This window comes from Halomonas getboli (assembly GCF_023094245.1).
GTDB classification, from domain to species: Bacteria; Pseudomonadota; Gammaproteobacteria; order Pseudomonadales; family Halomonadaceae; genus Halomonas; species Halomonas getboli.
Genome location: NZ_JALMEW010000001.1, coordinates 298,545 through 321,292, shown reverse-complemented (window position 1 = coordinate 321,292; position 22,748 = coordinate 298,545). Strand labels below are relative to the sequence as shown.

Sequence of the window (22,748 nt, the reverse complement as noted above, 5' to 3'; positions counted from 1 at the left end):
TGTAGCGGGATGCGCCTTCCAGATACAGCGACCCGACGGCGGGCACCGTCGGGTCGCGAGTCATGACCTGAGCGCGATGGGCTCAGTCGTCGGCGAGGCGCAGGGCCACGTAGTAGGAGCGGCCATCCCGATAGAGGCGCACCGGCACGGCGCTGCCGGCCGGCAGCTCGGCGACCAGCTCGGCAAGCTGCTCGGGGCTCTCCACCGCCTGCTGGCCGATGCTGACCAGCACGTCGCCCGGGCGAATGCCGGCCGCCGCGGCGATGCCTTCGGGATCGATCTGGGTCACCTGGACGCCGTGATCGAGCTTCAGCTTGCTCTGCTGGGCCTCATCCAGCGCCTGGACCGCAACGCCGAGTCGCGTGGGCGCGGCATCGCTGCCCTGATCGCCCCCGCCCTTCTGGTTGTCCGGCCATTCGCCGACCTCGACGTTCAGGGTCTTGTGCTCGCCATCGCGCAGCACCTTGATCTCCACGTCGCCGCCGGGCGCGACGTGCCCGATCAGGCGCGGCAGGGTGCTGGAGCGCTCGACCGCCCGGCCGTTGACCTCGAGAATGACGTCGCCGGCCTCGAGACCGCCCTGGGCCGCCGGCCCCTCGGGGTCGAGATCGGCGATCAGCGCGCCCTCGGGGTTGTCCATGCCGAAGGACTCGGCCAGCTCGCGCGACACCGGCTGGATCATCACGCCGAGCCAGCCGCGCTCGACGGAGCCGCTGGACTTGAGCTGGTCGGCCACGTCCATGGCCACGTTGATCGGAATCGCGAAGGACAGCCCCATGAAGCCGCCGCTGCGGGTGAAGATCTGGGAATTGATGCCCACCACCTGGCCATCGAGATTGAACAGCGGGCCGCCGGAGTTGCCGGGGTTGATCGCCACGTCGGTCTGGATGAAGGGCACGTAGGAATCACGCGGCAGGGTGCGGTTGATGGCACTGACGATGCCGTTGGTCACTGAGTGATCGAAGCCGAACGGCGAGCCGATGGCAGCGACCCATTCACCCACCTCGAGCTGGTCGGAATCGCCCAGCTCGAGGGTCGGCAGGTCGGTGGCGTCGACCTTTAGCACGGCGATATCGGTTTTCTCATCGGCGCCGACCAGCGTGGCCTCGAGCTCGCGGCGATCGTTGAGCCGGACCAGGATCTGGTCGGCCCCGTCGACCACGTGGGCGTTGGTCATGATGTAGCCGTCGGCGCTGATGATGAAACCGGAACCCAGCGACTGACGCTCCTCGCTGTGGCTATGCCCCTGGCCGTTGCCTCGCGGCATCGGCATGCGGTCGCCGAAGAAGTGACGGAAGATCTCGGGAATCTCCTGGTTGCCGAAGCCCTGGAAGGGAGAATCGGCACGTTCCACCATGCGCGACGTGGAGATGTTGACGACCGCGGGCGCGGCGTCCTTCACCAGCTCGGTGAAGTCCGGCAGCTCACGGGCCATGGCGGACTGAGCGGAGAACAGCGCCACGACCAGCAGTACCCAGAGGGCTAGCGCGCGCGGCATGCGTGTCATGCGTGTCATGAATGGCTCCTGTGACAAGATGCAATGAATGGCAAGGACATCTGCCCCTACCTCTTACCCCGACGAGGGCAAAAGGTTCAGCGCGGTGGCTCGAGCCGACAGGCTCGGGGCCACGCTGGAATCGGTGGGAAGCGGCATTTCAGCGCTCATCGGCATCGGAAGCCCCCGCCTGGGCGTCGGCCTGCCAGGTCACGGACTCGACGACCCGCTGCAGGACCCGGGACGGCAGCTCGCCCATGGCCACGACCTGACACGGCCGGCCGCCCAGCTCGCGGTGCATCACCGCCGCGCGGGAAACGCCCAGGCGATGGATGCCGGGGATCAGCAGGCTACGCCCCTCGAGGGGCTCGACGAACAGGCTCAGGGTCGACAGGCCATCACCGTAGACGCGATGTTCGATGCCCGGACGCCGCCCGCCCTGCGTCGCGATTGCCTGGGGCACGAAGCCCCTGGGCAGCCAGTCCGGACGCCAGGACAGCGCAGGCAGGGAAGGCGGCGAGGCCAGATCGATCGCCCCCTGATGCAGCCGGGGAGCGCGCAGGTCGGTGATCTGGAAGGTTTCGATCACTCGCCCCTGCTCATCGAGCAGCATCTTCTTGAGCGGCAGGGCGGTATTGGCATCGAGCCACAGTCGGTGGCCGTAGCGCTGGTCGTCGAGGGGTTCGATGTCGAGGCGCATGGCGTGACGGCCCGCGATGCGGTCCGAGCCGGAGAGCTGCAGGCGGTAGAGGCCGTCGAGATGCTCGACGATCGCCTCGGGGGGCGCAGCCGAGGACGCGCTCGACGTCATGCCGCCGGGGCGCGCGATGCGACCCTCGCGCTCGAAGGCGACGGCAGGGCCATCGAGGTAGCGGGCCCGCTCGCGCTCCACGCCATCCTCGATCCCGTGAGACATGGCCAGCGCCCTCACCCCATCGCTGCCGATGCGCACGGCTCGCGCCTGGAAGGCATAGCAGTGACTGGCCCACAGACTGCGTTCGTACCAGGCCGAGGCCGAGTCGGGCTCATCCTCCTCGGCCAGCTGAGTGCAGTCGACGCCCGAAGAGGCGGGCATCGCGGCCTGCACCGAGGGCGTCAGCGCGGCGGCGACGAGCGCCACCCCGGCCAGCCGCCACGCCAGCGGGCGCGACGACCGCTGCCACCGGCCCGCCATCAGCGCTGCCCCAGTGACTCGCTTCCCGAGGCCCGGAGCAAGGGCATCCAGGGGTCGCCCCCGGTGGCGGCCGCGCCTTCGGCGTGGCGGTTCAGGTAGGATTGCAGCAGCAGCGCCTGCTGACGATCCATGCGCAGCGACTGGCGCTGGGCCGGCGACAGCATGATCGGCGCCCCGGTGCCGACGTTCATCAGCCCGGTCTCCCCACCGCTACCAGAGGAGAAGATCGGCATGTCGACCAGTGAGGCGCCCTGGCCGGAGGAAGCACCACCGCCCAGCGACTCGAGCCCGGACGTCGCATGGGTGGCGACGCTGGTGGCGCTGGCATTCGTGGCCCCGGCATTGGTCGCCACCGGTGCCTCGCCGCCGCCCAGCGGAGACGCCCCGTTATAGAACTGCACGCCGGTGATCACCATCAGCGACACCGCCGCGGCGATGCCGGCACTGCGGCCCAGCGGCAGCGAACGGCGCGAGGTCTCGCTGGAGGCCGGCAGCGGCGTCGGCTCGTCCTGCAGGGCCGCCATCACGCCCGCGGAAAGATCGGCCGTCATGTCGACGTCGTTCTCGCGTCGCATCAGGCTTCGCATCATATGATAGCGGCGCCAGGCATCCGCCGCGTCGGGCTCGTCATCCAGCGACTTGAGGACGCGCCGCAGCTCGAGCTCGTCCCCCTCGTTGTCCATTAGCGCAGAAAGCGATTCCCGTGCGTTCTGACTCATGTCTCTACACCCTCACAATCGTCAAGGCGACACCGCCTTGCAGCCTGTTGGAAGCCTGGATTTCCGACCTCATTGCCCGTCGTGACGGCCCCGTCGCGAGGCCCAAGATCCACAGCCATGGATCGGTCACCGCATATGACGTCACTGACGCCCGACAGTTCAGCCAATGGGCAAAAACGATGAAAATTCGGCTCATTCGGTGACCGCCTCCTGGTTGCGAGACGTGGCGACCAGCGGCCGAATGTGCTGATCCACGGCCTCTCGGGCGCGGAAGATGCGCGAACGCACCGTCCCCACCGGGCAGTCCATGATGTTGGCGATGTCTTCATAGGACAGCCCGTCGAGCTCGCGCAGCGTGATCGCCGTACGCAGATCGTCGGGCAGCGCCTCGATGGCCTCGAACACGGCGGACTGCAACTCATCGCGGGCGATCGCGGCTTCCGGCGTCTCGATGTCGGCCAGCCGGCCGCTGTGATCGACCATCTCGGCATCGACGATGTCCAGATCGCTGCCCGGCGGGCGGCGTCCCTTGGACACCAGATGGTTCTTGGCGGTGTTGATGGCGATGCGATACATCCAGGTATAGAAGGCGCTCTCGGCGCGAAACTTGCTGAGCGCCCGATAGGCCTTGATGAAGGCTTCCTGGGCCACGTCCTGGACTTCGGCGTGGTCGTGCACGTAGCGGCCGATCAGGCCGATGATCTTGTGCTGGTACTTCTTGACCAGCAGATCGAAGGCGCGGGTATCTCCCTTCTGCGCGCGTTCGACGAGCTGCTGATCCGTTTCCCGGTTGCCCATTCAACGCCTCCCCGTGGCGGGAGCTTGCCGCGATGCCTCGAGAGGACGTCGCGATGAAACGGGTGTCGCTTCCATATGTATCAACCTAGACCCTGGGGTGAGCGTGCGCCGATCTCGGCGGGTGACCAAGTGTTCCTGTTTCGCCGTTCGGCATCAAGCCTGAGCGCCGCCACGAGCGCCCGCCGCCGATGCGGGCGCTGTGACAACCGCCCCGCCCGCAGAGTTCCGTCTTCGATTGAATTTGCCTGTCACGCGGGCGATAGTAGGGGTTTATAACGCATCAGCGCTGACACGATACAGGTAGCAGAATTCCATGTCCGAGCAACAGGTCAACAACCTCAACGTCCTGGCCGAGGACGTCCTCCTCACCCCGGCCGAGCTGAAGCGAGAGATCCCCCTCTCCGACGACGCCGAACGCACGGTGATCGAGGGCCGCCAGGTCATCCAGAACATTCTCGACGGCAGCGATCCGCGCCTGCTGATGGTCGTCGGCCCCTGCTCGATCCACGACGTCGATGCCGCCCTCGACTACGCCCGCCATCTGCGTCGCCTCGCCGACGAGGTCAAGGACAGTCTCTACATCGTGATGCGCGTCTACTTCGAGAAGCCGCGCACCACCGTCGGCTGGAAGGGCCTGATCAACGACCCGCACCTCAACGGCTCGTTCGAGATCGAGGAAGGCCTGCACATCGCCCGCCGACTGCTGGTCGAGCTGGCCGAGATGGGCCTGCCGCTGGCCACCGAGGCGCTGGATCCGATCTCGCCCCAGTACCTGCAGGACTGCATCAGCTGGTCGGCGATCGGCGCCCGCACCACCGAATCCCAGACCCACCGCGAGATGGCCTCCGGCCTGTCCGGCCCGGTCGGCTTCAAGAACGGCACCGACGGCAGCCTCGACGTGGCGGTCAACGCCCTGCAGTCGGTCGCCCATCCGCACAACTTCCTGGGCATCGACCAGGCCGGCAAGGTGGCGATCATCCGCACCCGCGGCAACCGCTACGGCCACGTGGTACTGCGCGGGGGCAACGGCAAGCCCAACTACGACAGCGTCAGCGTGGCGCTGGCCGAGCAGGAGCTGCAGAAGGCCGGCGTGGCCCCCAACATCATGATCGACTGCTCCCACGCCAACTCCAACAAGGACCCGAGCCTGCAGCCGCTGGTGCTGGAGAACGTCACCAACCAGATCCTCGAGGGCAACCGCTCGATCATCGGCCTGATGGTCGAATCCAACATCGGCTGGGGCAACCAGAAGGTCCCCGAGGACCTGAGCCAGCTGGCCTACGGCGTCTCCATCACCGATGCCTGCATCGACTGGGACGCCACCGAGCAGGCACTCCATACCATGAACGACAAGCTGGCGCCCGCGCTGGCCAAGCGGCGCGCGGGCGCCTGATCACGCCCGCCTGACGCGACGAGGGCCCGCCACTAGGCGGGCCCTCGTCGTTTTCGCTCCCTCTTTTGCCCTCGCCCCGCTACACCGCGCCGCACGCGGCGATCAGCGACCGCGCCCAGGGCATCGTCTCGGGATACTGATCGGCGTCCAGCACGAACTCCTGCCCCCGGGCCACGGCCTGCAGCGCGACCTCGTCGCCGCGCCGCGCCCAGCGCCCGGGATCGGCATGATAGGAAAGCGGCGCCCGCCCCTCGCCGGGGTGCCACCAGCCCGGCAGGCGCCACTGCGATATCGTCTCGGCGTCCGGCGCGGTCAGCCGCTGCCGGGTCGTCTCGTACGGGAAGATTCCCGCCCCCGGCAGTCCGCCGCCTTCGCCGCCGGGCAGCGCCAGAGAATGACGCGCGATATAGAGCGCATTGCGCGCCTCGCCCAGCCGCTGGCAGTGCGGATGCTCGCGCGCCCACTCGAGGCCCGCCGGCAGCTGATCGCCCAGCGTCAGCGCCTCGCCCACCTGCAGCCAGCCCCACAGCACATGACGCGGCCGCGCCTCGGGCACGAAGCGCCATCCACCGTCGACGCGCTCGATGTCGCGAAACAGGCCAAAGAACAGGAACAGATCGCCAGATCCCACGCCCTGATTGCGCAGATGACTCTGGGCCGCGCCCCGCTGGCCGAACAGCGGCCGCCAGCCCACCGGACGCGGGTGCTGATCGGGCACCAGATCGGGATCCAGGTGGGCGCCGGCATCCGGCGAGACCCGCCCCCGGGTCAGATCGGCGACCAGCGGCCCCAGCGGCTCGCCCTGCTGGGTGATCGCCCGGTAGGGAATCACCGAGCGCGCATCGGGAATCGGCAGCGCCAGCAGACGCCCATCGGGGAGGATCGGATTGGGCACGCCGCCGGCGGAGGTATCGAAGCCCTTGCGGCTCAGGATCAGTTTCATCGGGTCTCCGGTCGGTGGGCGCGATCGTCGAGCGCGGGATAGTGACCAACGGCGGCGAGGGTTTCAAGCGTCAGCAGCCAGCGTGGAGCGATCCGTTTGCCGCCTGGATGCGGCTCGGCTAGCTTGAGGCGAAAGGCGCCGCCCGCCAGAGGAGCCCGGATGCCCGAGTCGACGGAACCTTCGATCCTCGCGACCGCGCTGCACTGGCTCGCCCCCTGGGAGTTCGAGCCACTGTGGGGGCTCGCCTGCCTGGCGGCGGTCGGCCTCTACTGGCGCGGTGCACGTCGTCTGCCTCGGCTTGATCCGAGCGCCCCGCCGCTGGGCTGGCTGAGGCCCGCGGTCTTCCTGCTCGGCCTGACGCTGATCTACGTCGTGAGCCAGACTCGCTACGACTATCTGGCCCAGTACATGTTCTTCCCCCATCGGGCTCAGCACCTGGTGCTGCACCACGCGGCGCCTTTCCTGCTGGTGCTGGCCGCGCCGCTTCGGATGCTGGCCGCCGGACTGCCGGGCTGGGCCTCGTCGGCGCATCGCCTCGCCCGGCCGCTGCTCGACCTGCTGCAGCATCCGCTCGTCGCGCCGCTGCTGTTCGTCGGCCTGATCGCTTTCTGGCTGATCCCGTCGGTGCACTTCGACGCCATGCTCAGCCGCCGCCTCTACCAGCTGATGAACTGGAGCATGCTGATCGACGGCCTGCTGTTCTGGTGGCTGGTGCTGACGCCCCACGGCCGGCTCGGCCCCGGGAAGCGCATCCTGCTGCTGCTGACGGTGATTCCGCCGCAGATCCTGCTCGGCGCCTACCTGACCTTCAGCCCCGAGGTGCTGTTCGATGTCTACGAGGTGTGCGGCCGCGCCTGGCCGCTGGCGCCGCTGGCCGACCAGCAGATCGGCGGACTGATCACCTGGATTCCGGCCACCATGATGAGCGTGATCGGCACCCTGATCGTGCTGCGCCAGCTGCGGCGCGACGACACCGATGGACGCCGGCGCTGGTCATCGCCGGCCAGGCCCTAGCTCGCCCGGAGGAGACACCATGCGCCCTGCCCCGCTGACGTCGCTCGTGCTGAGCACCCTGCTGGCCCTGGCCGGCTGCGGTGAACCGGACTGGCGGACCAAGGACATCGCCTCGCTGATGCCGCCGCTGGCCTTCACGCTGACCGACGAGCGCGGCGAGACGGTCGAGGCCGATCGATATCGCGGCGAGGTGACCCTGCTGTTCTTCGGCTATACCCACTGCCCCGACGTCTGCCCCGTGACCCTGGCTCGGCTCGCCGGCCAGGTGCGGGAGTTCCCCGCCGAGCGCCGGGATGACGTCCGGGTGCTGTTCGTCTCGGTCGATCCGGAACGCGACGATCCCGAGCGGCTTTCGGCCTACACCGAGGCCTTCGGACCGGCCGTCGTCGGTCTGACCGGCCGCCCGGCGCAGCTCGGCGCCCTCACCAGGCGCTATCGGGTGACCTACGGCTATGGCGAGAAGGACGCCGCCGGCGGCTATGCGGTCTCGCACCCGAGCGGCGTATTCGTCTTCGACCGCGACGGCGAGGCGCGGCTATTGATCCGCGACGGCGACGCCCCCGAGGCCGTGCGACACGACCTCGAGCGGCTGCTCGCCGAGGAAGGGTGATCTCACAAGAGTGTAAAAGCCGGCGAGCGAAGACGTCCCGTTACTGGCCGTCGATCTCGCGCACGAAGGGCGGCAGCGCATCCAGCAGCGCGCGGCCGTAGCGGCGGGTCAGCACGCGGCGATCGAGCAGCGTGATACGGCCGCGATCGGCCTCCTTGCGGATCAGCCGGCCGCAGGCCTGGACCAGCTTGATGGAGGCGTCGGGCACGCTGATGCGCATGAACGGGTTGCCGCCCTGGCGCTCGATCCATTCGGCCAGCGTCGCGCCCACCGGATCGTCGGGCACCGCGAACGGCAGCCGGGTGATGATCACATGGGTCAGATAGTCGCCGGGCAGGTCGATGCCCTCGGCGAAGCTCGCCAGGCCGAACAGTATGCTGCCCTCGCCCTTGTCGATCCTCGCCCGGTGGCGCTCCACCAGCTCGCGCTTGGGCAGCCGGCCCTGGGCCAGCACCCGCTCCCGCGTGCCTTCCGAGAGCGCGCGCTCCACGGCCCGCAGCTGGGCGCGGGAGGAGAACAGCGCCAGCACCGCCTCGTCCTCGCCGAGCGCCTCGACGAAGTCGACGATGGCGCGCTCGTGGCCCTCGCGGTCGGACGGGTCGGCTGCCTCGCGGGGCACGCTGAGCACCGCCCGGGAATAGTCGAAGGGGCTCGGCAGGCTCTGGTAGCGATAGCGGTTGGCGAGCCCGGCGCGCTCCTGCAGCCGCTCGAAGCGGCCCAGGGCGGTGAGGGTCGCCGAGGTCACCACGGCGCCGAAGCAGCGCCCCCACAGCGACTTGGCCAGGGTATGGGCGGCAGACACCGGGCTCGCCGAGAAGGTCAGCTCCGGATCGCCGCCGAAGCGCTCCAGCGTCAGCCAGCGGGCCCGCGGGGGCTCGCCTTCCGGATCGGTCTCGGCGAAGGCCTGCCACAGGGCATGCGCCTCCAGCGCTCGGCCGTGGAGCAGCGCCACCAGCGGCAGCCAGGGCTCGGCCTGCTCCTTGGGCAGCCCGGTGGACTTCTCCGGGTCCAGGCTCTCGCGCAGGATGTCGGCCATCGACTCCAGGGTCCGCGACAGCTCGGCGAACATCGTCACCAGACCGTCGGCCTGTTCGCGCAGCGCGTCGGGTATTCGCCCCATCTCGAAGCGATGCTGGGCGCTGTCCTCGCCGTCGCCCAGGCCCTCGGGGCGCCCGGCCAGCTGATGGCCCAGCGAGAAGGCGTCGCCGAGGCGTGGCTCGAGCCCCTCGAACAGCGGCGGCAGGCTCGACAGCAGGCGCGCCAGCGTGGGCTGCACCGCCAGCGCCTGATTGAGCTCGGTGAGTGACTTCTTGAGCGTACTCAGCCAGCGCAGGCCATGGCCCACGGCGAAGCGATGGGTGAAGTGGTTGAGCGCCTTGTCCGGCAGGTGGTGGCCCTCGTCGAAGACGTAGATGCAGTCGCCGGGGTCCGGCAGCACCACCCCGCCGCCCAGGGCCAGGTCGGCCAGCACCAGGTCGTGGTTGGCGACGATCACCTCGGCGCTGTCCAGCTCGCGCCGTGCGCGGAAGAAGGCACAGGCGCCGTAGTGTCCGCAGCGACGATTGGTGCACTGGCGATGATCGACGGTCAGCTTGCGCCAGTGGGCGTCGTCGATGCCCTCCGGCCAGCTGTCGCGATCGCCGGCCCAGCGGCCGTTGCCGTAAGCCTCGCCGAGGGACTGGACGAGCGCCTGGAATTCGTCGCCGCCGCTGTCCAGGGCCTGCTCGAACAGCGACAGGGTGGGATTGTCGTCCTCGCCTCCGTCCATGGCCTGGTCGAGGCGCGCCACGCAGACGTAGCGACCGCGGCCCTTGGCCAGGGAGAAGTTGAAGGAGAGCCCGCTGTGGGCCTTGAGGGCCGGCAGGTCCTGGTGCAGCACCTGCTCCTGCAGGGCCACGGTGGCGGTGGCCACCACCAGCCGCTTGCCGTGGGCCTTGGCCACCGGCAGCGCGGCGAGCAGATAGGCCAGGGTCTTGCCGGTGCCGGTGCCGGCCTCGAGCACGCAGACGTGCTCGTTGCTGGTGCGCTGGCCGGCGTCGTCGGCCTCGATACCGCCCAGGGTGCGGGCGATCTCGGCGATCATCAGCCGCTGGCCGTAGCGTGGGGTGAGGTCGAGGCCGTCGAGCACCTTGCGATAGGCGCCCTGGATCTCGCCCTTCAGGGCCTCGTCTAGCATGATGCGTCCATAGAGAAACGCGGCTGTTCCGGCGGCAGGGTGTCGCGAGGACGCGGTGAATCCTTCCCTGGACGCTCCTTTTGTCGTCCTGACAAAAGAGCCTCGCTTCACCCTGCCCCCGGCGCCGCTCGCCAGGGAAAGCCGACCGTTGTGTCGTTACTTCAAGCGGCGAAGCCGCGCCAGCGAGCTTCCAGGCGCGCAACGCCGCTCTTCCAGCTTTACAGCAGCCCTTCCGGCGGATGCTCGCAGGGCAGCTTGTCGTTGATGAAGCGCTCGATCTCCGGCAGCGAGAAGGCGTCTTCCTCGCCCACGAAGCTGATCGACACCCCCTTGGCGCCGGCGCGACCGGTGCGGCCGATGCGGTGGACGTAGTCCTCCGGATCCTCGGGCAGGGTGTAGTTGATGACGTGGCTGACATCCTCGATGTGGATGCCGCGACCGGCCACGTCGGTGGCCACCAGCACCTGGATCTCGCCCTCGCGGAACTGCTCGAGGGTGCTGATGCGCTGGTTCTGGGGCACGTCGCCGGAGATCATGGCGGCGTTGATGCCGGCGTCCTTGAGCAGTCCGTCGAGCTTGCGCACCAGGTCGCGGCGGTTGCCGAACACCATCACCCGGTCGAAGCTCTCCTGCTGCAACAGCTTGACCAGCAGCTTCGCCTTGTCCTCGTCACTGACGAGGTAGACGCGCTGCTCGATGTTGGCCGCGTTGTCGACGGTGACCTCGATATCCACGTGGGCCGCATCGCGGGTCCACTGGCTGGCCAGGTTGAGGATGTCCTCGGTGAAGGTCGCCGAGAACAGGAAGGTCTGGCGCTCCTCGGGCTTGGGCGTGTGGCGGATGATGCGCTTGACGTCCGGGATGAAGCCCATGGAGAGCATGCGATCCGCCTCGTCGAGCACCAGCACCTCGACCTGGGTCAGATCGACGTCGCGCTTCTGGTGGAAGTCCAGCAGCCGGCCCGGGGTGGCCACCAGGATGTCGAGCTGCTGGCCGAGGCCCTCGAGCTGCTTCTGGTAGTCCATGCCGCCGACCACGCTGGCCACGTTCAGCTTGGTGAAGCGCGCCAGGGCCTTGGCGTCCTTCTCGATCTGCAGCGCCAGCTCGCGGGTCGGGGCCACGATCAGCGCCCGCGGTGCACCGGGCTTCTGCCCGTCCGGCGCTTCTTCCTCGAGGAAGTAGGCAAGGATCGAGATCAGGAAGGCCGCGGTCTTGCCGGTGCCTGTCTGCGCCTTGCCGACCACATCGCCGCCGAGCAGCGTGTGGGTCAGCGCCTCGGCCTGGATCGGCGTGCAGTACTCGAAGCCCTGAGCATGGATGGCACGCATCAGCGGCAGCGGCAGGTCGAAATCGTGGAAGCGCCACTTGCCCGCCACGGCGGGGACCTGGAACTGGCGCAGATCCCAGTTCGACTGGCGGCGACGCGGCTTGCGGCGGCGACGCTTGGGCTTGCGGTTCTCGGTCTGGGCCGGTGCTGTGGTCTGTTCCGACTCGCTCATAGGCTGTGCTGTCTCGTCCATGTTCGTGGATGGAGGTGCATCGATGAGGGATGCGTGACGCAAACGCGCATTGTACCAGTCTCGGGCGCCGAGGGCGCGTCTGCTGTCGAAGGGAAGCGTCCGGCTGCTAGAATGGCGCCCATCGAAAGAGGAGCCGTGTCATGACACGCAGGAAGAAGAGCCGTTCCATCGCCGACAAGGTGACCATCCGCACCGGTCGACGCAAGGACTACAAGAAGTGGCGCCACGAGAACCCCGACGAGGTGACCTCGTCGCGGCGCTACACCGAGAAGAAGCGCCAGCAGCGCAAGCAGCAGGCGGAGCGCAAGCTGGCGCGCCAGGAAAGCGGCCAGCAGATCGCCATCCATCCCGACAAGCCCGAGCACAAGGACGACTGACCGATGCGCCTGGTGTCATTCAACATCAACGGGATCCGCGCCCGCCTGCATCAGCTGGAGGCCCTGGTCACCGCACATCGTCCGGCGGTGATCGGCCTGCAGGAGACCAAGGTCCAGGACAGCGAGTTTCCGGTCGAGGCCGTCGAAGCGCTGGGCTACAGCGTCCACTTCCACGGCCAGAAGGGCCACTACGGCGTGGCGCTGATGATCTGCAACGAGCAGTGCCCGGACGGTCCGGAGGCGATCCACCGTGGCTTCCCGGACGACGGCGAGGACGCCCAGCGCCGGCTGATCGGCGCGCGGCTGCGCATCGACGGCGGCGAACCGCTGACGGTGTGGAACGGCTACTTTCCCCAGGGAGAGAGCGTCGACCACCCGGTGAAGTTCCCGCACAAGCGCGCGTTCTATGCCCAGCTGTCGCGACTGCTCGACGAGCACCACGCCCCGGACGAGCGACTGGCGATCATGGGCGACTTCAACATCTCGCCCGAGGACATCGACATCGGCATCGGCGAGCCCAACCGCAAGCGCTGGCTGCGCGAGGGCAAGACCAGCTTCCAGCCGGTGGAGCGCGAGTGGCTCGAGCGTATCAAGGCCTGGGGCCTGACCGACAGCTACCGGCTCTGCCATCCGGACGTGATGGATCGCTTCAGCTGGTTCGACTACCGCTCCAAGGGCTTCGACCGCGACCCGAAGCGCGGCCTGCGCATCGACTACATCCTGGTGACCGAGCCGCTGGCCGGCCAGGTCCGCGACGCCGGCATCGACTACGAGCTGCGCGGCATGGAGAAGCCGTCCGACCACGCCCCCGTGTGGACCGAATTCGAGGCGTAATCATCTCGCGAACGCCCCGCCGACTAGCCGGTGGGGCCACCCTTCTCGCTATCCCCGCTTTCTACAGACGCCTGCCCCGGCAGGCTCGACAGCCACTCTTCCGCCTCGGACTCGCCCAGATCGCGTGCCTTCGCCAGCGCCTCGCCGGCAACGTCCCACTCGCCCCAGCCAACCGCCAGCTGGCCCAGCCGCAGCCAGTCGTCACCGGCCCCGCTGCGCTCGGCGACGTCGCGCCAGGCGGAAAGCGCCCGGTCGTGAGCCCGTGCGGCCTGCCAGGCTTGCGCCAGCAGGCGTCGATGGTCGAGATCGTCGGGCAGTACCTGCGCCTCGAGGGCCTTGACCAGCAGCTCGGCGGCCCGGGCCGGCGTGCCGCCGGCCAGGTGCAGACGGATGCGCTGCTGCAGATCTTCGGCGCCGGACAGCACGCCGCGGCGCCAGCCGGCCTCCCAGATCGCCGCCGCCCGCCCCGGATCGCCCAGGCGCTGGGCCAGCGCCGCCGCGCGCCGCCAGGTCTCGGCGTCACCATCCGCTTCCTCGAGTCGCCGCTCGATCAGCGCCAGCGCGCCGCTATCGTCGCCGGCCCGCTGCAGCACGGTGGCGGCCAGCTCGGCGTGGGCCTCGGAGGGATCATCATCGGCCGCCAAGGCGCGATTCACCCAGCGCGCCGCCGGGCTCCATTCGCCGGAATCGGCCAGCAGTCGGGCCATCAGCCAGCGGTCATCCGCCGAGCCGCCGTGACGCTGGAACCAGTCGCCGAGCAGCGCCCTCGCCCGCTCGGGCTGGCCGCCACGCAGGCGAAGCCCGGCCTCCTGACGCAGCCAGCGATCCATCTGAACACCCTCGACGCCGCGGATGCCGCGCGCCTCGGCCAGATGCCCGGCGGCCGCGAGCGGATCGTCGAGCCGCGCCTCGGCGCTGGCGGCGAGCTGAAGGTAGAGGGCCCGGGCCCAGCGATCCGAGGCATTGCCGCCGGCCAGGCGCTCGGCCTGGCCCAGGGCGCGTTCGCGCACGGCGGAGAATTCCGACTGCCCGAGGCGGCGCTCGAGCCCGCGCAGGTCGTCGATGCGCGCACCGGACAGGGTCGGCGCCGCCAGCGCGGGCGATGCCACGAGCAGCCAGGCGGACAGGCACAGCAGGCGAGTCGGCGTCATGGTCGTCATCTCAGCTGGAACTCCAGGCGCTGGCGGGCCCGACGGCGGTGGTCGGCGGACGTGAACTGCCAGCCGGCGATGGCACGGCGGGCGACGCGATCGAAGACATGGCGCGGCTGCCCCTCCACCACCCGGATGCTGTCGCGCTCGACGCTGCCGTCGCGGCGAATGATGAACTGCACCACCACGTGGCCCTCGAGGCCGCGACGCCGCGCCCGCGAGGGATACTCAGGCGGCACCCGGCGCGTGGCCTGGGCCGAGGAGCCCACGTCCACCGGCTCGTTGGACGCCGCCTGATTCGCGGCCGGGGCCGCCGAGGTCTCGCTGTCCGCGGCCTGGCTCGGAGCAGGGTCCGGTGCCGGCGTCGGCGCGGGCTCAGGCTGCGGTTCGGGCCGTGGCTCTGGCTTCGGTTCGGGCGGCGTCTCGGTGAGCTCCGGCAGAGTCTCGTCCATCGGCGCCTGAGGCGTTTCCATGGGCGGAAGCTCGGGCTCCGGCAGGGCGATGGCGCTGTCGACCTGGGGCGCCGGCGCCGGCTGGGGCGGCGGCATGGGGGCGCTGGGCGGCGGCGGCGGCGCCGCGCTGGCCGCCGTGGCCGGCTCGGGCGCCCTCTCGGCCGGCGCCTCGGCCAGCGTCATCGTGACTTCCTGCTGCGGCTCGGGCTCGGCCTCGGGCGGCGCCACCAGCAGCGCCAGCAGCGCGAACAGTGCCAGAGTCAGTACCGCCCCGGCCAGCAGCGACATCGGTAGCCGCATCACTCACCGCTCCGCTGGGCGGCCACCGCCACGTTGTCGACACCGGCCTTGCGCAGACGATCCATGACCTCGATCAGCACGCCGGTAGTGGCGTCGCGATCGGCCTGGATCACCACCGAGCCGTCATCGCTGACCAGGCCGGCCACGCGGGGGCCGACTCGATGCAGGTCCACCGGCTCGCCGTCGACCCATACCGCGCCCTCAGGGGTGATCGCCACCAGCACCTGGACGTCCGGCCGCGGCGTCGCCGCGCTGGACTCGGGGCGCTCGATCTCCACCCCGCTCTCCTTGATGAAACTGGTGGTGACGATGAAGAAGATCAGCATGATGAAGACCACGTCCAGCATCGGGGTCAGATTGACCTCGCTGCTCTCCTCGGCGGCCGTGGACAGTCGACGTCTACGCATGAGCGTCCTCCGCGGCGCGCGCCAGGCGGTCGTGCAGCCGCTGATCCTCGCGCCGGATGATGTGTTCGAGACGAGCGATGAACAACAGCCCCACCACCGAGACCGCCATGCCGCTCAGGGTCGGCAGGGTCGCCCGGGCCACGCCGTCGGCCATGGCGCGGGCCTGGTTGACCTCGCTCACCGACAGGCTGTCGAAGACGGTGATCATGCCGGTCACCGTGCCCAGCAGGCCGAACAGCGGGCACACCACCACCAGCAGCTTGAGCCAGGGCAAGGGCCCCCGCAGCCGGGCGATCAGTTCGCGGGCCCAGACCTCGCGCAGGGTCAGCGCGCTCCAGCTGGCACGGTCCTCACGGGCCACCCAGCGCGCCACCAGGGCGTGGCGCGCCGGGCGATAGTGGAAGCGGAAGAACCACCAGCGCTCCAGGCTCAGCGAGAACAGCAGCACCGCCACGCCGATGATGACCACCAGCACCGGGCCGCCGGCGTCGACCAGCCACGCCAGAGGATCAAGCCAGGGCATCGGCATGGCGCGGCGTCACGCTCGGGGAATCGGCGTCGCGGCCGGCCTCCAGGGTGTCGGCGAGCACGGCACTGGCGCGCCCCTCGAGGGTGCCGATCAGCGATCGGCTGCGGCTGGAGAGCGCCGTCTGGGCGAACAGCAGCGGCACCGCGGTGATCAGGCCCAGTACCGTGGTCACCAGCGCCTGACTGATGCCGCCGGCCATCAGCTGCGGGTCGCCGGTGCCGAACACGGTGATCGACTGGAAGGTGACGATCATCCCGGTGACGGTGCCGAGCAGGCCCATCAGCGGCGCCACGGCGGCGAGCATCTTGACCAGTCCCTGGCCGCGCTCGAGCTTCGGCTGCTCGGCGAGCAGCGCCTCGTCGAGGCGGGCCTCCAGCGCCTCGGGCGCATGGCCCGGGCCGAGGGCATGGAAACGCTGGAGCACGCGCCCCAGCGGGTTGTCGTCGCGCAGCCGATCCATGTCGCCGAGCTGGCGGCGCAGCCGCACGGTCACCCGCGTCAGATAGGAGTACTGCACCAGCGCCACCAGCAGGCCGACGACGCCCAGCGCCACGACCACGTAGCCCACGGCGCCGCCCTGCTGGAAGCGCTGCCACAGGTTCGGCGTCTGCGCCATGGCCGCGACCACCCGACCATCGGCCGGATCGAAGGCCAGGGTGTCACCCTCGCCGCGCTGGAAAGCCGCGAGCCGGTCGGCGACCGATGCCGGCGTCTTGGGCAGCACCGCCAGGCGACCGTCGGCGCCGGAACGCTCGAGCAGGTGACCATCGCCGGTGGCCGCCAGCAGATCGCCGACACGCAGCACCGGACGCTCGGCGACCTCGCCGTCGGCGCCGGCCACCGGCGCCTTCAACGAGACCACGCGCCCGGTCTCGCGGGTCAGCGCCATCAGGCTGTCGACGAGGCCGGCCACCTGGTCGGCACTGGGAATGCCGTCGGCGTCGAGGCGCGGCGGCAGCTCGGCATCGCCGCCGAGGGTCAGCCAGCTGTCGGCGAGATCGTCGCGCAGCTCGCCGCTGACGCCGGCCACCTCGTCGAAGACGGCCTGGAGATCACCACCCTGCGTCTGGCGGCGTTCGTTCAGGGCATCGAGGGACTCACGCTGGGACTGCTGCCGGGCATCGAGGGATTCGCGCCGCTCGCGGGCGGCGGCCAGGGCGTCCTGCGCCTCGGCCAGAGCCTCGTCGAGAGCCTCACGGTCGTCGACCAGCTCGGCCAGGCGGGCGTTATCGCGAGCCTCGGCGGCCTCGCGTTCGGCGCGCAGGGTCGACAGCGCGGTCGCGTCGTCCGCCGCGCTGACCGGCCGGGGCGTTGACTGAGCCTGAGCCAGCAGCGGCGTGCCGGCCAGCCACAGCCCCACCAGCGCAGCGCGCATTGCCGTCGGTAGGTTCATCAGGCGCCCTCCCCGGCGTTGGCTTGTGACTGAGATGAAGAAACGGATCGGGAAACGGGCAGGTCCAGCAGCTCGGGAGCACGCTGTTCATGGGCGATGGCCAGCCCCTTGCGCACCTCGGCCAGGGCCGCGTCGTCGAGCGGCTGCCAGCCGCCCGCCTCGACGCTCCACACGCCGCCGCGATGGCCGTCGGGCGTCAGGTAGTACCAGCCGACCCGGCCCAGGCGCAGGAAGTCGACCTCCCGGGCGTCGCTGCCGCCCAGCTCGCCGCGCCAGGCATCGATCCCGCGACCGTAGTCGAGCTCGGCGCGCCAGGCGGCCAGCACCCGCGAGAGCTTCTCGTCGCGGCCGGTCTCGGGATCGCCCAGCAGCCGCTCGAGGCTCGCGACCCGGGCCAGACGCTCGTCATGCAAAAAGGGCATGTCGCTCTCGACCCAGGCCCTGAGGCGTTCGACCATGTCGCGCATCAGGCCCGGCAGCGCCTCGCGGGTCGCCGACAGGGTGGAGAGCGCCTGCTCGCGCCGGTCCAGGGTCTCGGCCTGGCGCTCGACCAGCGGCGCCAGCTCGGCGTTGTAGCTGTGCAGGCGTCGCGTCTCCTCGCGTGCCTGGCGCAGCGCCTGGAGCTTGTCGCGCACGGCATCATCGGCGCTGTCGATGCGGGCCTGCAGCTCGGCCTGGCTGCGCTGGGCATCGAGGGCCTCGTCGCGCACCGTCGTCGGCTCGGCCGCCACGCTGCCGGCCAGCAGCAGCGCGAGGCCCGCCACGGCGAGACGGAGCCTGGAGGGGGAATAGGTCACGCTTGTCTCCGGAAGGGTCTGACAGATCCCGGAAACCCTACTCTGAACAAGAATAATTATCAATGATTGGGCCGGTCGCCATACTCCGGAACAGCCGCCAAGACACCACCGGTATCAGCCGTGTCGGTTGACAGACGTCGACCCAACAACAAGAATGAAAATCACTACCAAATAAGAGCTATCCCGTCATGTCGGCAGAGCATTCTCGGCTGTCTCACACCTGCATCTTCCTTGCCGTCTCCTTCCAGGCACTCCAGGACAATCTGGACAAGCCAGGGCAGGCCGCCGGAAGCCGCTGCTGGCTGGATGCTCGACTGGCCGAGATGCTGACCCGCGAGCTGCGACGCTGCCGAGACGATGCGGCCTTCCACCCGGCGGCCTGGCAGTCGCTCGATATCGCCCTCACCCATGCTGCCCTGCTGCTGGCCCAGTGCCCCGGCGGACTGGACCGCGAACGCTGCCGGCGCCAGCTCGAAACCATCGTGTCACCACTGAGAGACGCAGGGGCTTGGCTGGCCGGGGAATGCCCGGCGGGCACACGCGAGAGCCGCTGGCAGGCGGCAACCCGCCGACTGGGCCGCTGGCTGCGGCGCTGATCGCCACTTTACTCAGCGGCACCAACGCAAACGGGCCGCCCTCTCCTCGGAGAAGGCGGCCCGTTTTTTTGCTGCTCGCAAGCAAGGGTTACAGCTTGCTCTCGAGCTGCGGCAGGATCTCGAACAGGTCACCGACGAGACCATGGGTCATCGAGAGTGCGACCTGGAAGATCCCGACCTTCGATCTTACAGCTTGCTCTCGAGCTCCGGCAGGATCTCGAACAGATCGCCCACCAGGCCATAGTCCGCGACCTGGAAGATCGGCGCCTCGTCGTCCTTGTTGATGGCGACGATCACCTTGGAGTCCTTCATGCCCGCCAGGTGCTGGATGGCACCGCTGATGCCCACGGCGATATACAGCTCCGGCGCCACGATCTTGCCGGTCTGGCCGACCTGCATGTCGTTGGGCACGTAACCGGCGTCGACCGCCGCACGGGAGGCGCCGATGGCTGCGCCCAGCTTGTCGGCGATGCCGTCGAGCAGCTTGAAGTTCTCGCCGCTGCCCATGCCGCGGCCGCCGGAAATCACCACCTTGGCCGCGCCCAGCTCGGGGCGGTCGCTCTGCTCGAGCCGCTCGTCGATGAACGAGGACAGCGCATTGTCAATGCCGGCCTCGACCGCTTCCACGCCGGCAGTCCCCGTCGCGCCCACCGCATCGAAGGCGGTGGAACGCACGGTGATCACCTTCAGCGCATCCTCGCTCTGCACGGTGGCGATGGCGTTGCCGGCGTAGATCGGACGCTTGAAGGTATCGGCGTCAACCACCTCGATGATCTCGGAGATCTGGCTGACGTCCTTGAGCGCGGCGAGGCGCGGCAGCACATTCTTGCCATGGGTAGTGGCGGCAGCCAGCACATGGCCATAGTCGCCGGACAGCGCCACCAGCAGCTCGCTCACGGGCTCGGCCAGCTGATGGGCGTAGACGGCGGCGTCGGCGACGCGCACCCGGCTCACACCGTCGAGCCTGGCGGCGGCCTCAGCGACGGTGCCGACGTTCTCGCCGGCAACCAGCACGTCGATGTCGCCACCGATGGCCTGGGCCGCGGCCACCACGTGTGCCGTGGTCTCGGCCAGCTGACCGTCGTGATGTTCGGCAAGGACCAGGATACTCATGAAATCACCTTCGCTTCATTCTTCAGCTTGTCCACCAGCTCGTCCACGGAGCCCACCTTGACGCCGCCCTGGCGCTCGGCCGGGGCCTCGACGGAAACCAGCTTGAGGCCGGAGGCCACCACGACGCCGAGCTCCTCGGGCGTCTTGGTATCCAGCGGCTTCTTCTTGGCCTTCATGATGTCGGGCAGCTTGGCGTAGCGAGGCTCGTTGAGACGCAGGTCGGTGGTGACGATGGCCGGCAGCTGCAGCGCGACGGTCTGCAGGCCGCCGTCGATCTCGCGGGTGACCTTCAGGGTCTCGCCCTCGACTTCCACCTCTGATGCGAAGGTGCCCTGGGGACGACCGGTCAACGCGGCGAGCATCTGTCCCACCTGGTTGTTGTCGCTGTCGATGGCCTGCTTGCCGAGAATGGTCAGCTGCGGCTGCTCTTCCTCGACCACCTTGGCCAGCAGCTTGGCAGCGGCCAGCGACTCGACGGGCGCCTCGGTCTGCACGTGAACGGCGCGATCGGCGCCCAGCGCCAACGCGGTGCGCAGCTGCTCCTGGGCGGCCTTCGGGCCCACGGTAACGGCGACCACCTCGGTGGCCACGCCGGCTTCCTTGAGCCGCACCGCCTCTTCCACGGCGATCTCGCAGAAGGGGTTCATGGCCATCTTGACGTTGGTGAGGTCGACGTCGCTGTGGTCCGGCTTGACCCGGATCTTGACGTTGTAGTCGATGACGCGTTTGACCGCGACGAGTACCTTCATAATGTCCTCGCTGGGTTCTGTCTCGGAACCTGGGAAACGGAGCTCGGCGACACGTCGACGTAACGCGAACACCGGCCTCATAGAACTGACCGATATGCTTTTATGCGTTTCAGACGAGCGTTTGATAGGTGCCTTGCCGAAAAACCCCTTAAATGTGCCACAGCCCGGGCCACTCCAACAATCCCCGGCATGCCGGGAATGGCGCTTTCCTGGCGCTGGCCATCGCTGAGCCATCGTAAGGGGGGGCCAATCCGGCTATCATGCGCAGCATGGGACATCCCAGGAAGCACACGACCGTTTTAACACCCTGACGACGCCGCGCATGCCCGGCCGTGACGTCGTCGGGATGGGAGGAGAAGGATCCAATGACAGAACAGATCGAGCGCGACGCCATGGAGTTCGACGTGGTCATCGTCGGTGGCGGCCCCTCCGGCCTGGCCGCCGCCTGCCGCCTGATGCAGCAGGCCAACGAGGCCGAGCAGGAGCTGACGGTGTGTCTGGTCGAGAAAGGCTCCGAGATCGGCGCCCACATCCTCTCCGGCGCCGTCTTCGAGCCCCGCGCCCTGCAGGAACTGTTCCCCGACTGGCAGGAACGCGGCGCGCCGCTGACCACGCCGGCGATTCGCGACGAGCTCTATCTGCTCAAGGACGCCGAGAAGGCCCAGAAGCTGCCCAATGCCCTGGTGCCGAAGACCATGCATAATACCGGCGGCGACCAGACGCGCTACGTGATCAGCGCCGGCAACCTGTGCCGCTGGCTGGCGGAACAGGCCGAGGAGCTAGGCGTCGAGGTGTTCCCGGGCTTCGCCGCCCAGGAGACCATCGTCGAGGACGGCGTGGTCAAGGGCATCCTGGTGGGCGACATGGGCGTGGGCGCCGACGGCCAGCCCAAGGACGGCCACATGCCGGGCATGGAGCTGCGCGCCAAGTACACCCTGTTCGCCGAGGGCGCCCGCGGCCACCTGGGCAAGGACCTGATCGAGCGCTTCACGCTCGACGAGGGCCGCGATCCTCAGCACTACGGCATCGGCCTCAAGGAGCTGTGGGACGTGCCCGCCGACAGGCACGAGCCGGGCCTGGTGCTGCACGGCTCCGGCTGGCCACTGGACAAGTCGACCCATGGCGGCTGGTTCCTCTATCACGCCGAGAACCGGCAGGTGGTGGTCGGCCTGATCCTCGATCTGTCCTACCAGAACCCGTACCTGTCGCCCTTCGACGAGTTCCAGCGCATGAAGCACCACCCGGTGCTCAAGCAGTACCTGGAAGGCGGCTCGCGGGTGGCCTACGGCGCTCGGGCCATCGCCAAGGGCGGCCTCAACTGCCTGCCGAAGATGACCTTCCCCGGCGGGCTCTTGATCGGCTGCGACGCCGGCACCCTGAACTTCGCCAAGATCAAGGGACTGCACACCGCCATGAAGTCCGGCATGGTGGCCGCCGAGAGCGTCTTCGAGGCGATCGTGGCAGGTGGAGAGAGCGACGAGGGCGGCGCCGATCTCACCGCCTTCGAGGACAAGTGGCAGGCCAGCTGGGCCTACCAGGAGCTCGACGAGAACCGCAGCTTCGGCCCGGCGATCCACAAGTACGGCACCGTGGGCGGCGGCGCCTACAACTTCCTCGACCAGCTGCTGGGCGGCAAGCTGCCGACGGTCCACGACACCACGCCGGACCACGCGACGCTCAAGCCGGCGGCCGAGTGCGAGAAGATCGACTATCCCAAGCCGGACGGCGTGATCTCGTTCGACAAGTCCTCCTCGGTGTTCCTCTCCAACACCAACCACGAGGAAGATCAGCCCTGCCACCTGCGCCTCAAGGACCCGGAGCTGCCGATCCGCGACAACCTGCCGACCTACGCCGAGCCCGCGCAGCGCTACTGCCCGGCCGGGGTCTACGAGGTGGTCGAGGACGACGACGGCAAGCCCGCGTTCCAGATCAACTTCCAGAACTGCGTGCACTGCAAGACCTGCGACATCAAGGACCCGGCCCAGAACATCACCTGGGTCGCGCCGGAAGGTGGCGGCGGGCCGAACTACCCGAACATGTAAGGGACGCCTGATTCACTGCTGCGCTCGATATCCTGGCCGCCGGCGGTACCGGATCGCCGGCGCGGCCGGAATCCTCATGTAGCAGGCTACATTCCGGTTCCTCCGTTACGGCGGCGACCAGCCTATCGTCGCTCGCGATGTGAATCCGTGCCCCCTGAGTCAAAAA

The 22,748-nt window shown here is 69.0% G+C and carries 22 protein-coding genes; 7 read left to right on the top strand and 15 right to left on the bottom strand.

Annotation, left to right across the window (positions count from 1 at the left end; genetic code table 11):
- Positions 1-82: 82 nt before the first annotated feature.
- The 4 genes from MYL53_RS01590 to rpoE form a co-directional block, all read right to left on the bottom strand.
- Positions 83-1,507, bottom strand: coding sequence for a DegQ family serine endoprotease (locus tag MYL53_RS01590; protein ID WP_247852357.1), 1,425 nt, complete (start codon positions 1,505-1,507; stop codon positions 83-85).
- Between the two features lie 148 nt (positions 1,508-1,655).
- A complete protein-coding gene (locus tag MYL53_RS01585) occupies positions 1,656-2,669 on the bottom strand; it encodes a MucB/RseB C-terminal domain-containing protein (protein WP_247851605.1) in 1,014 nt (337 codons plus the stop codon).
- A complete protein-coding gene (locus MYL53_RS01580) occupies positions 2,669-3,388 on the bottom strand; it encodes a sigma-E factor negative regulatory protein (RefSeq protein WP_247851604.1) in 720 nt (239 codons plus the stop codon). Before MYL53_RS01580 ends, MYL53_RS01585 begins: the two co-directional genes overlap by 1 nt.
- Before the next feature lie 192 nt (positions 3,389-3,580).
- Positions 3,581-4,186 (bottom strand): RNA polymerase sigma factor RpoE, encoded by a 606-nt coding sequence (gene rpoE / locus MYL53_RS01575; RefSeq protein WP_247851603.1) that lies wholly within the window; start codon positions 4,184-4,186, stop codon positions 3,581-3,583.
- 313 nt (positions 4,187-4,499) lie between these two features.
- Between rpoE and MYL53_RS01570 the strand changes: the two genes are divergently transcribed.
- Positions 4,500-5,579, top strand: coding sequence for a 3-deoxy-7-phosphoheptulonate synthase (locus tag MYL53_RS01570; protein ID WP_247851602.1), 1,080 nt, complete (start codon positions 4,500-4,502; stop codon positions 5,577-5,579).
- 79 nt (positions 5,580-5,658) lie between these two features.
- On the opposite strand, the gene MYL53_RS01565 is transcribed toward MYL53_RS01570, so the two are convergent.
- Positions 5,659-6,522: an Nmad3 family putative nucleotide modification protein gene (locus MYL53_RS01565; protein WP_247851601.1), complete on the bottom strand. Its 864-nt coding sequence runs from the start codon at positions 6,520-6,522 to the stop codon at positions 5,659-5,661.
- 159 nt (positions 6,523-6,681) lie between these two features.
- On the opposite strand from MYL53_RS01565, the gene MYL53_RS01560 reads away from it, so the two are divergent.
- On the top strand, positions 6,682-7,536 hold the full coding sequence (locus MYL53_RS01560; RefSeq protein ID WP_247851600.1) for a cytochrome c oxidase assembly protein: 855 nt from the start codon (positions 6,682-6,684) through the stop codon (positions 7,534-7,536).
- Positions 7,537-7,555: 19 nt separating this feature from the next.
- On the top strand, positions 7,556-8,146 hold the full coding sequence (locus tag MYL53_RS01555) for an SCO family protein (RefSeq protein ID WP_247851599.1): 591 nt from the start codon (positions 7,556-7,558) through the stop codon (positions 8,144-8,146).
- A gap of 40 nt (positions 8,147-8,186) precedes the next feature.
- Here the strand turns inward: MYL53_RS01555 and dinG are convergent, their stop codons facing one another.
- Together dinG and MYL53_RS01545 are read right to left on the bottom strand one after the other, a co-directional pair.
- Entirely contained in the window at positions 8,187-10,322 is a 2,136-nt protein-coding gene (gene dinG / locus MYL53_RS01550; protein WP_247851598.1) for an ATP-dependent DNA helicase DinG, read from the bottom strand.
- 218 nt (positions 10,323-10,540) lie between these two features.
- The gene (locus MYL53_RS01545; protein WP_247851597.1) at positions 10,541-11,821 is read right to left on the bottom strand and encodes a DEAD/DEAH box helicase; all 1,281 of its coding nucleotides are present in this window, start codon (positions 11,819-11,821) and stop codon (positions 10,541-10,543) included.
- Positions 11,822-11,982: 161 nt separating this feature from the next.
- Here MYL53_RS01545 and MYL53_RS01540 point away from each other — a divergent pair, with 161 nt between their 5' ends.
- Both MYL53_RS01540 and xthA read left to right on the top strand, forming a co-directional pair.
- The gene (locus MYL53_RS01540) at positions 11,983-12,219 is read left to right on the top strand and encodes a hypothetical protein (RefSeq protein WP_247851596.1); all 237 of its coding nucleotides are present in this window, start codon (positions 11,983-11,985) and stop codon (positions 12,217-12,219) included.
- Between the two features lie 3 nt (positions 12,220-12,222).
- Positions 12,223-13,053, top strand: coding sequence for an exodeoxyribonuclease III (gene xthA / locus MYL53_RS01535; protein WP_247851595.1), 831 nt, complete (start codon positions 12,223-12,225; stop codon positions 13,051-13,053).
- A 23-nt stretch (positions 13,054-13,076) separates the two neighbouring features.
- Here xthA and MYL53_RS01530 read toward each other — a convergent pair whose 3' ends face one another.
- The 6 genes from MYL53_RS01530 to MYL53_RS01505 are packed head-to-tail and all read right to left on the bottom strand — an operon-like array spanning position 13,077 to position 18,082.
- Positions 13,077-14,213: a tetratricopeptide repeat protein gene (locus MYL53_RS01530; protein ID WP_247851594.1), complete on the bottom strand. Its 1,137-nt coding sequence runs from the start codon at positions 14,211-14,213 to the stop codon at positions 13,077-13,079.
- Positions 14,210-14,956, bottom strand: coding sequence for an energy transducer TonB (locus MYL53_RS01525; protein ID WP_247851593.1), 747 nt, complete (start codon positions 14,954-14,956; stop codon positions 14,210-14,212). Before MYL53_RS01525 ends, MYL53_RS01530 begins: the two co-directional genes overlap by 4 nt.
- Positions 14,956-15,363: an ExbD/TolR family protein gene (locus tag MYL53_RS01520; RefSeq protein WP_247851592.1), complete on the bottom strand. Its 408-nt coding sequence runs from the start codon at positions 15,361-15,363 to the stop codon at positions 14,956-14,958. Before MYL53_RS01520 ends, MYL53_RS01525 begins: the two co-directional genes overlap by 1 nt.
- Positions 15,356-15,892, bottom strand: coding sequence for a MotA/TolQ/ExbB proton channel family protein (locus MYL53_RS01515; protein ID WP_247851591.1), 537 nt, complete (start codon positions 15,890-15,892; stop codon positions 15,356-15,358). The genes MYL53_RS01520 and MYL53_RS01515 overlap by 8 nt, the downstream gene beginning before the upstream one ends.
- Positions 15,873-17,285 carry a MotA/TolQ/ExbB proton channel family protein gene (locus tag MYL53_RS01510; protein WP_247851590.1) on the bottom strand — a complete coding sequence of 471 codons (1,413 nt, stop codon included), beginning with the start codon at positions 17,283-17,285 and terminating at the stop codon, positions 15,873-15,875. The genes MYL53_RS01515 and MYL53_RS01510 overlap by 20 nt, the downstream gene beginning before the upstream one ends.
- Complete coding sequence (locus tag MYL53_RS01505; RefSeq protein WP_247851589.1) at positions 17,285-18,082, bottom strand: DUF3450 domain-containing protein; 798 nt, start codon at positions 18,080-18,082, stop codon at positions 17,285-17,287. The genes MYL53_RS01510 and MYL53_RS01505 overlap by 1 nt, the downstream gene beginning before the upstream one ends.
- A gap of 188 nt (positions 18,083-18,270) precedes the next feature.
- On the opposite strand from MYL53_RS01505, the gene MYL53_RS01500 reads away from it, so the two are divergent.
- On the top strand, positions 18,271-18,678 hold the full coding sequence (locus tag MYL53_RS01500; protein WP_247851588.1) for a hypothetical protein: 408 nt from the start codon (positions 18,271-18,273) through the stop codon (positions 18,676-18,678).
- 186 nt (positions 18,679-18,864) lie between these two features.
- On the opposite strand, the gene MYL53_RS01495 is transcribed toward MYL53_RS01500, so the two are convergent.
- The gene (locus tag MYL53_RS01495) at positions 18,865-19,791 is read right to left on the bottom strand and encodes an electron transfer flavoprotein subunit alpha/FixB family protein (RefSeq protein WP_247851587.1); all 927 of its coding nucleotides are present in this window, start codon (positions 19,789-19,791) and stop codon (positions 18,865-18,867) included.
- Positions 19,788-20,540 carry an electron transfer flavoprotein subunit beta/FixA family protein gene (locus MYL53_RS01490; RefSeq protein WP_247851586.1) on the bottom strand — a complete coding sequence of 251 codons (753 nt, stop codon included), beginning with the start codon at positions 20,538-20,540 and terminating at the stop codon, positions 19,788-19,790. The genes MYL53_RS01495 and MYL53_RS01490 overlap by 4 nt, the downstream gene beginning before the upstream one ends.
- Before the next feature lie 365 nt (positions 20,541-20,905).
- Between MYL53_RS01490 and MYL53_RS01485 the strand changes: the two genes are divergently transcribed.
- Positions 20,906-22,582, top strand: a complete 1,677-nt coding sequence (locus tag MYL53_RS01485; protein ID WP_247851585.1) for an electron transfer flavoprotein-ubiquinone oxidoreductase — start codon at positions 20,906-20,908, stop codon at positions 22,580-22,582.
- Positions 22,583-22,748: the final 166 nt, after the last annotated feature.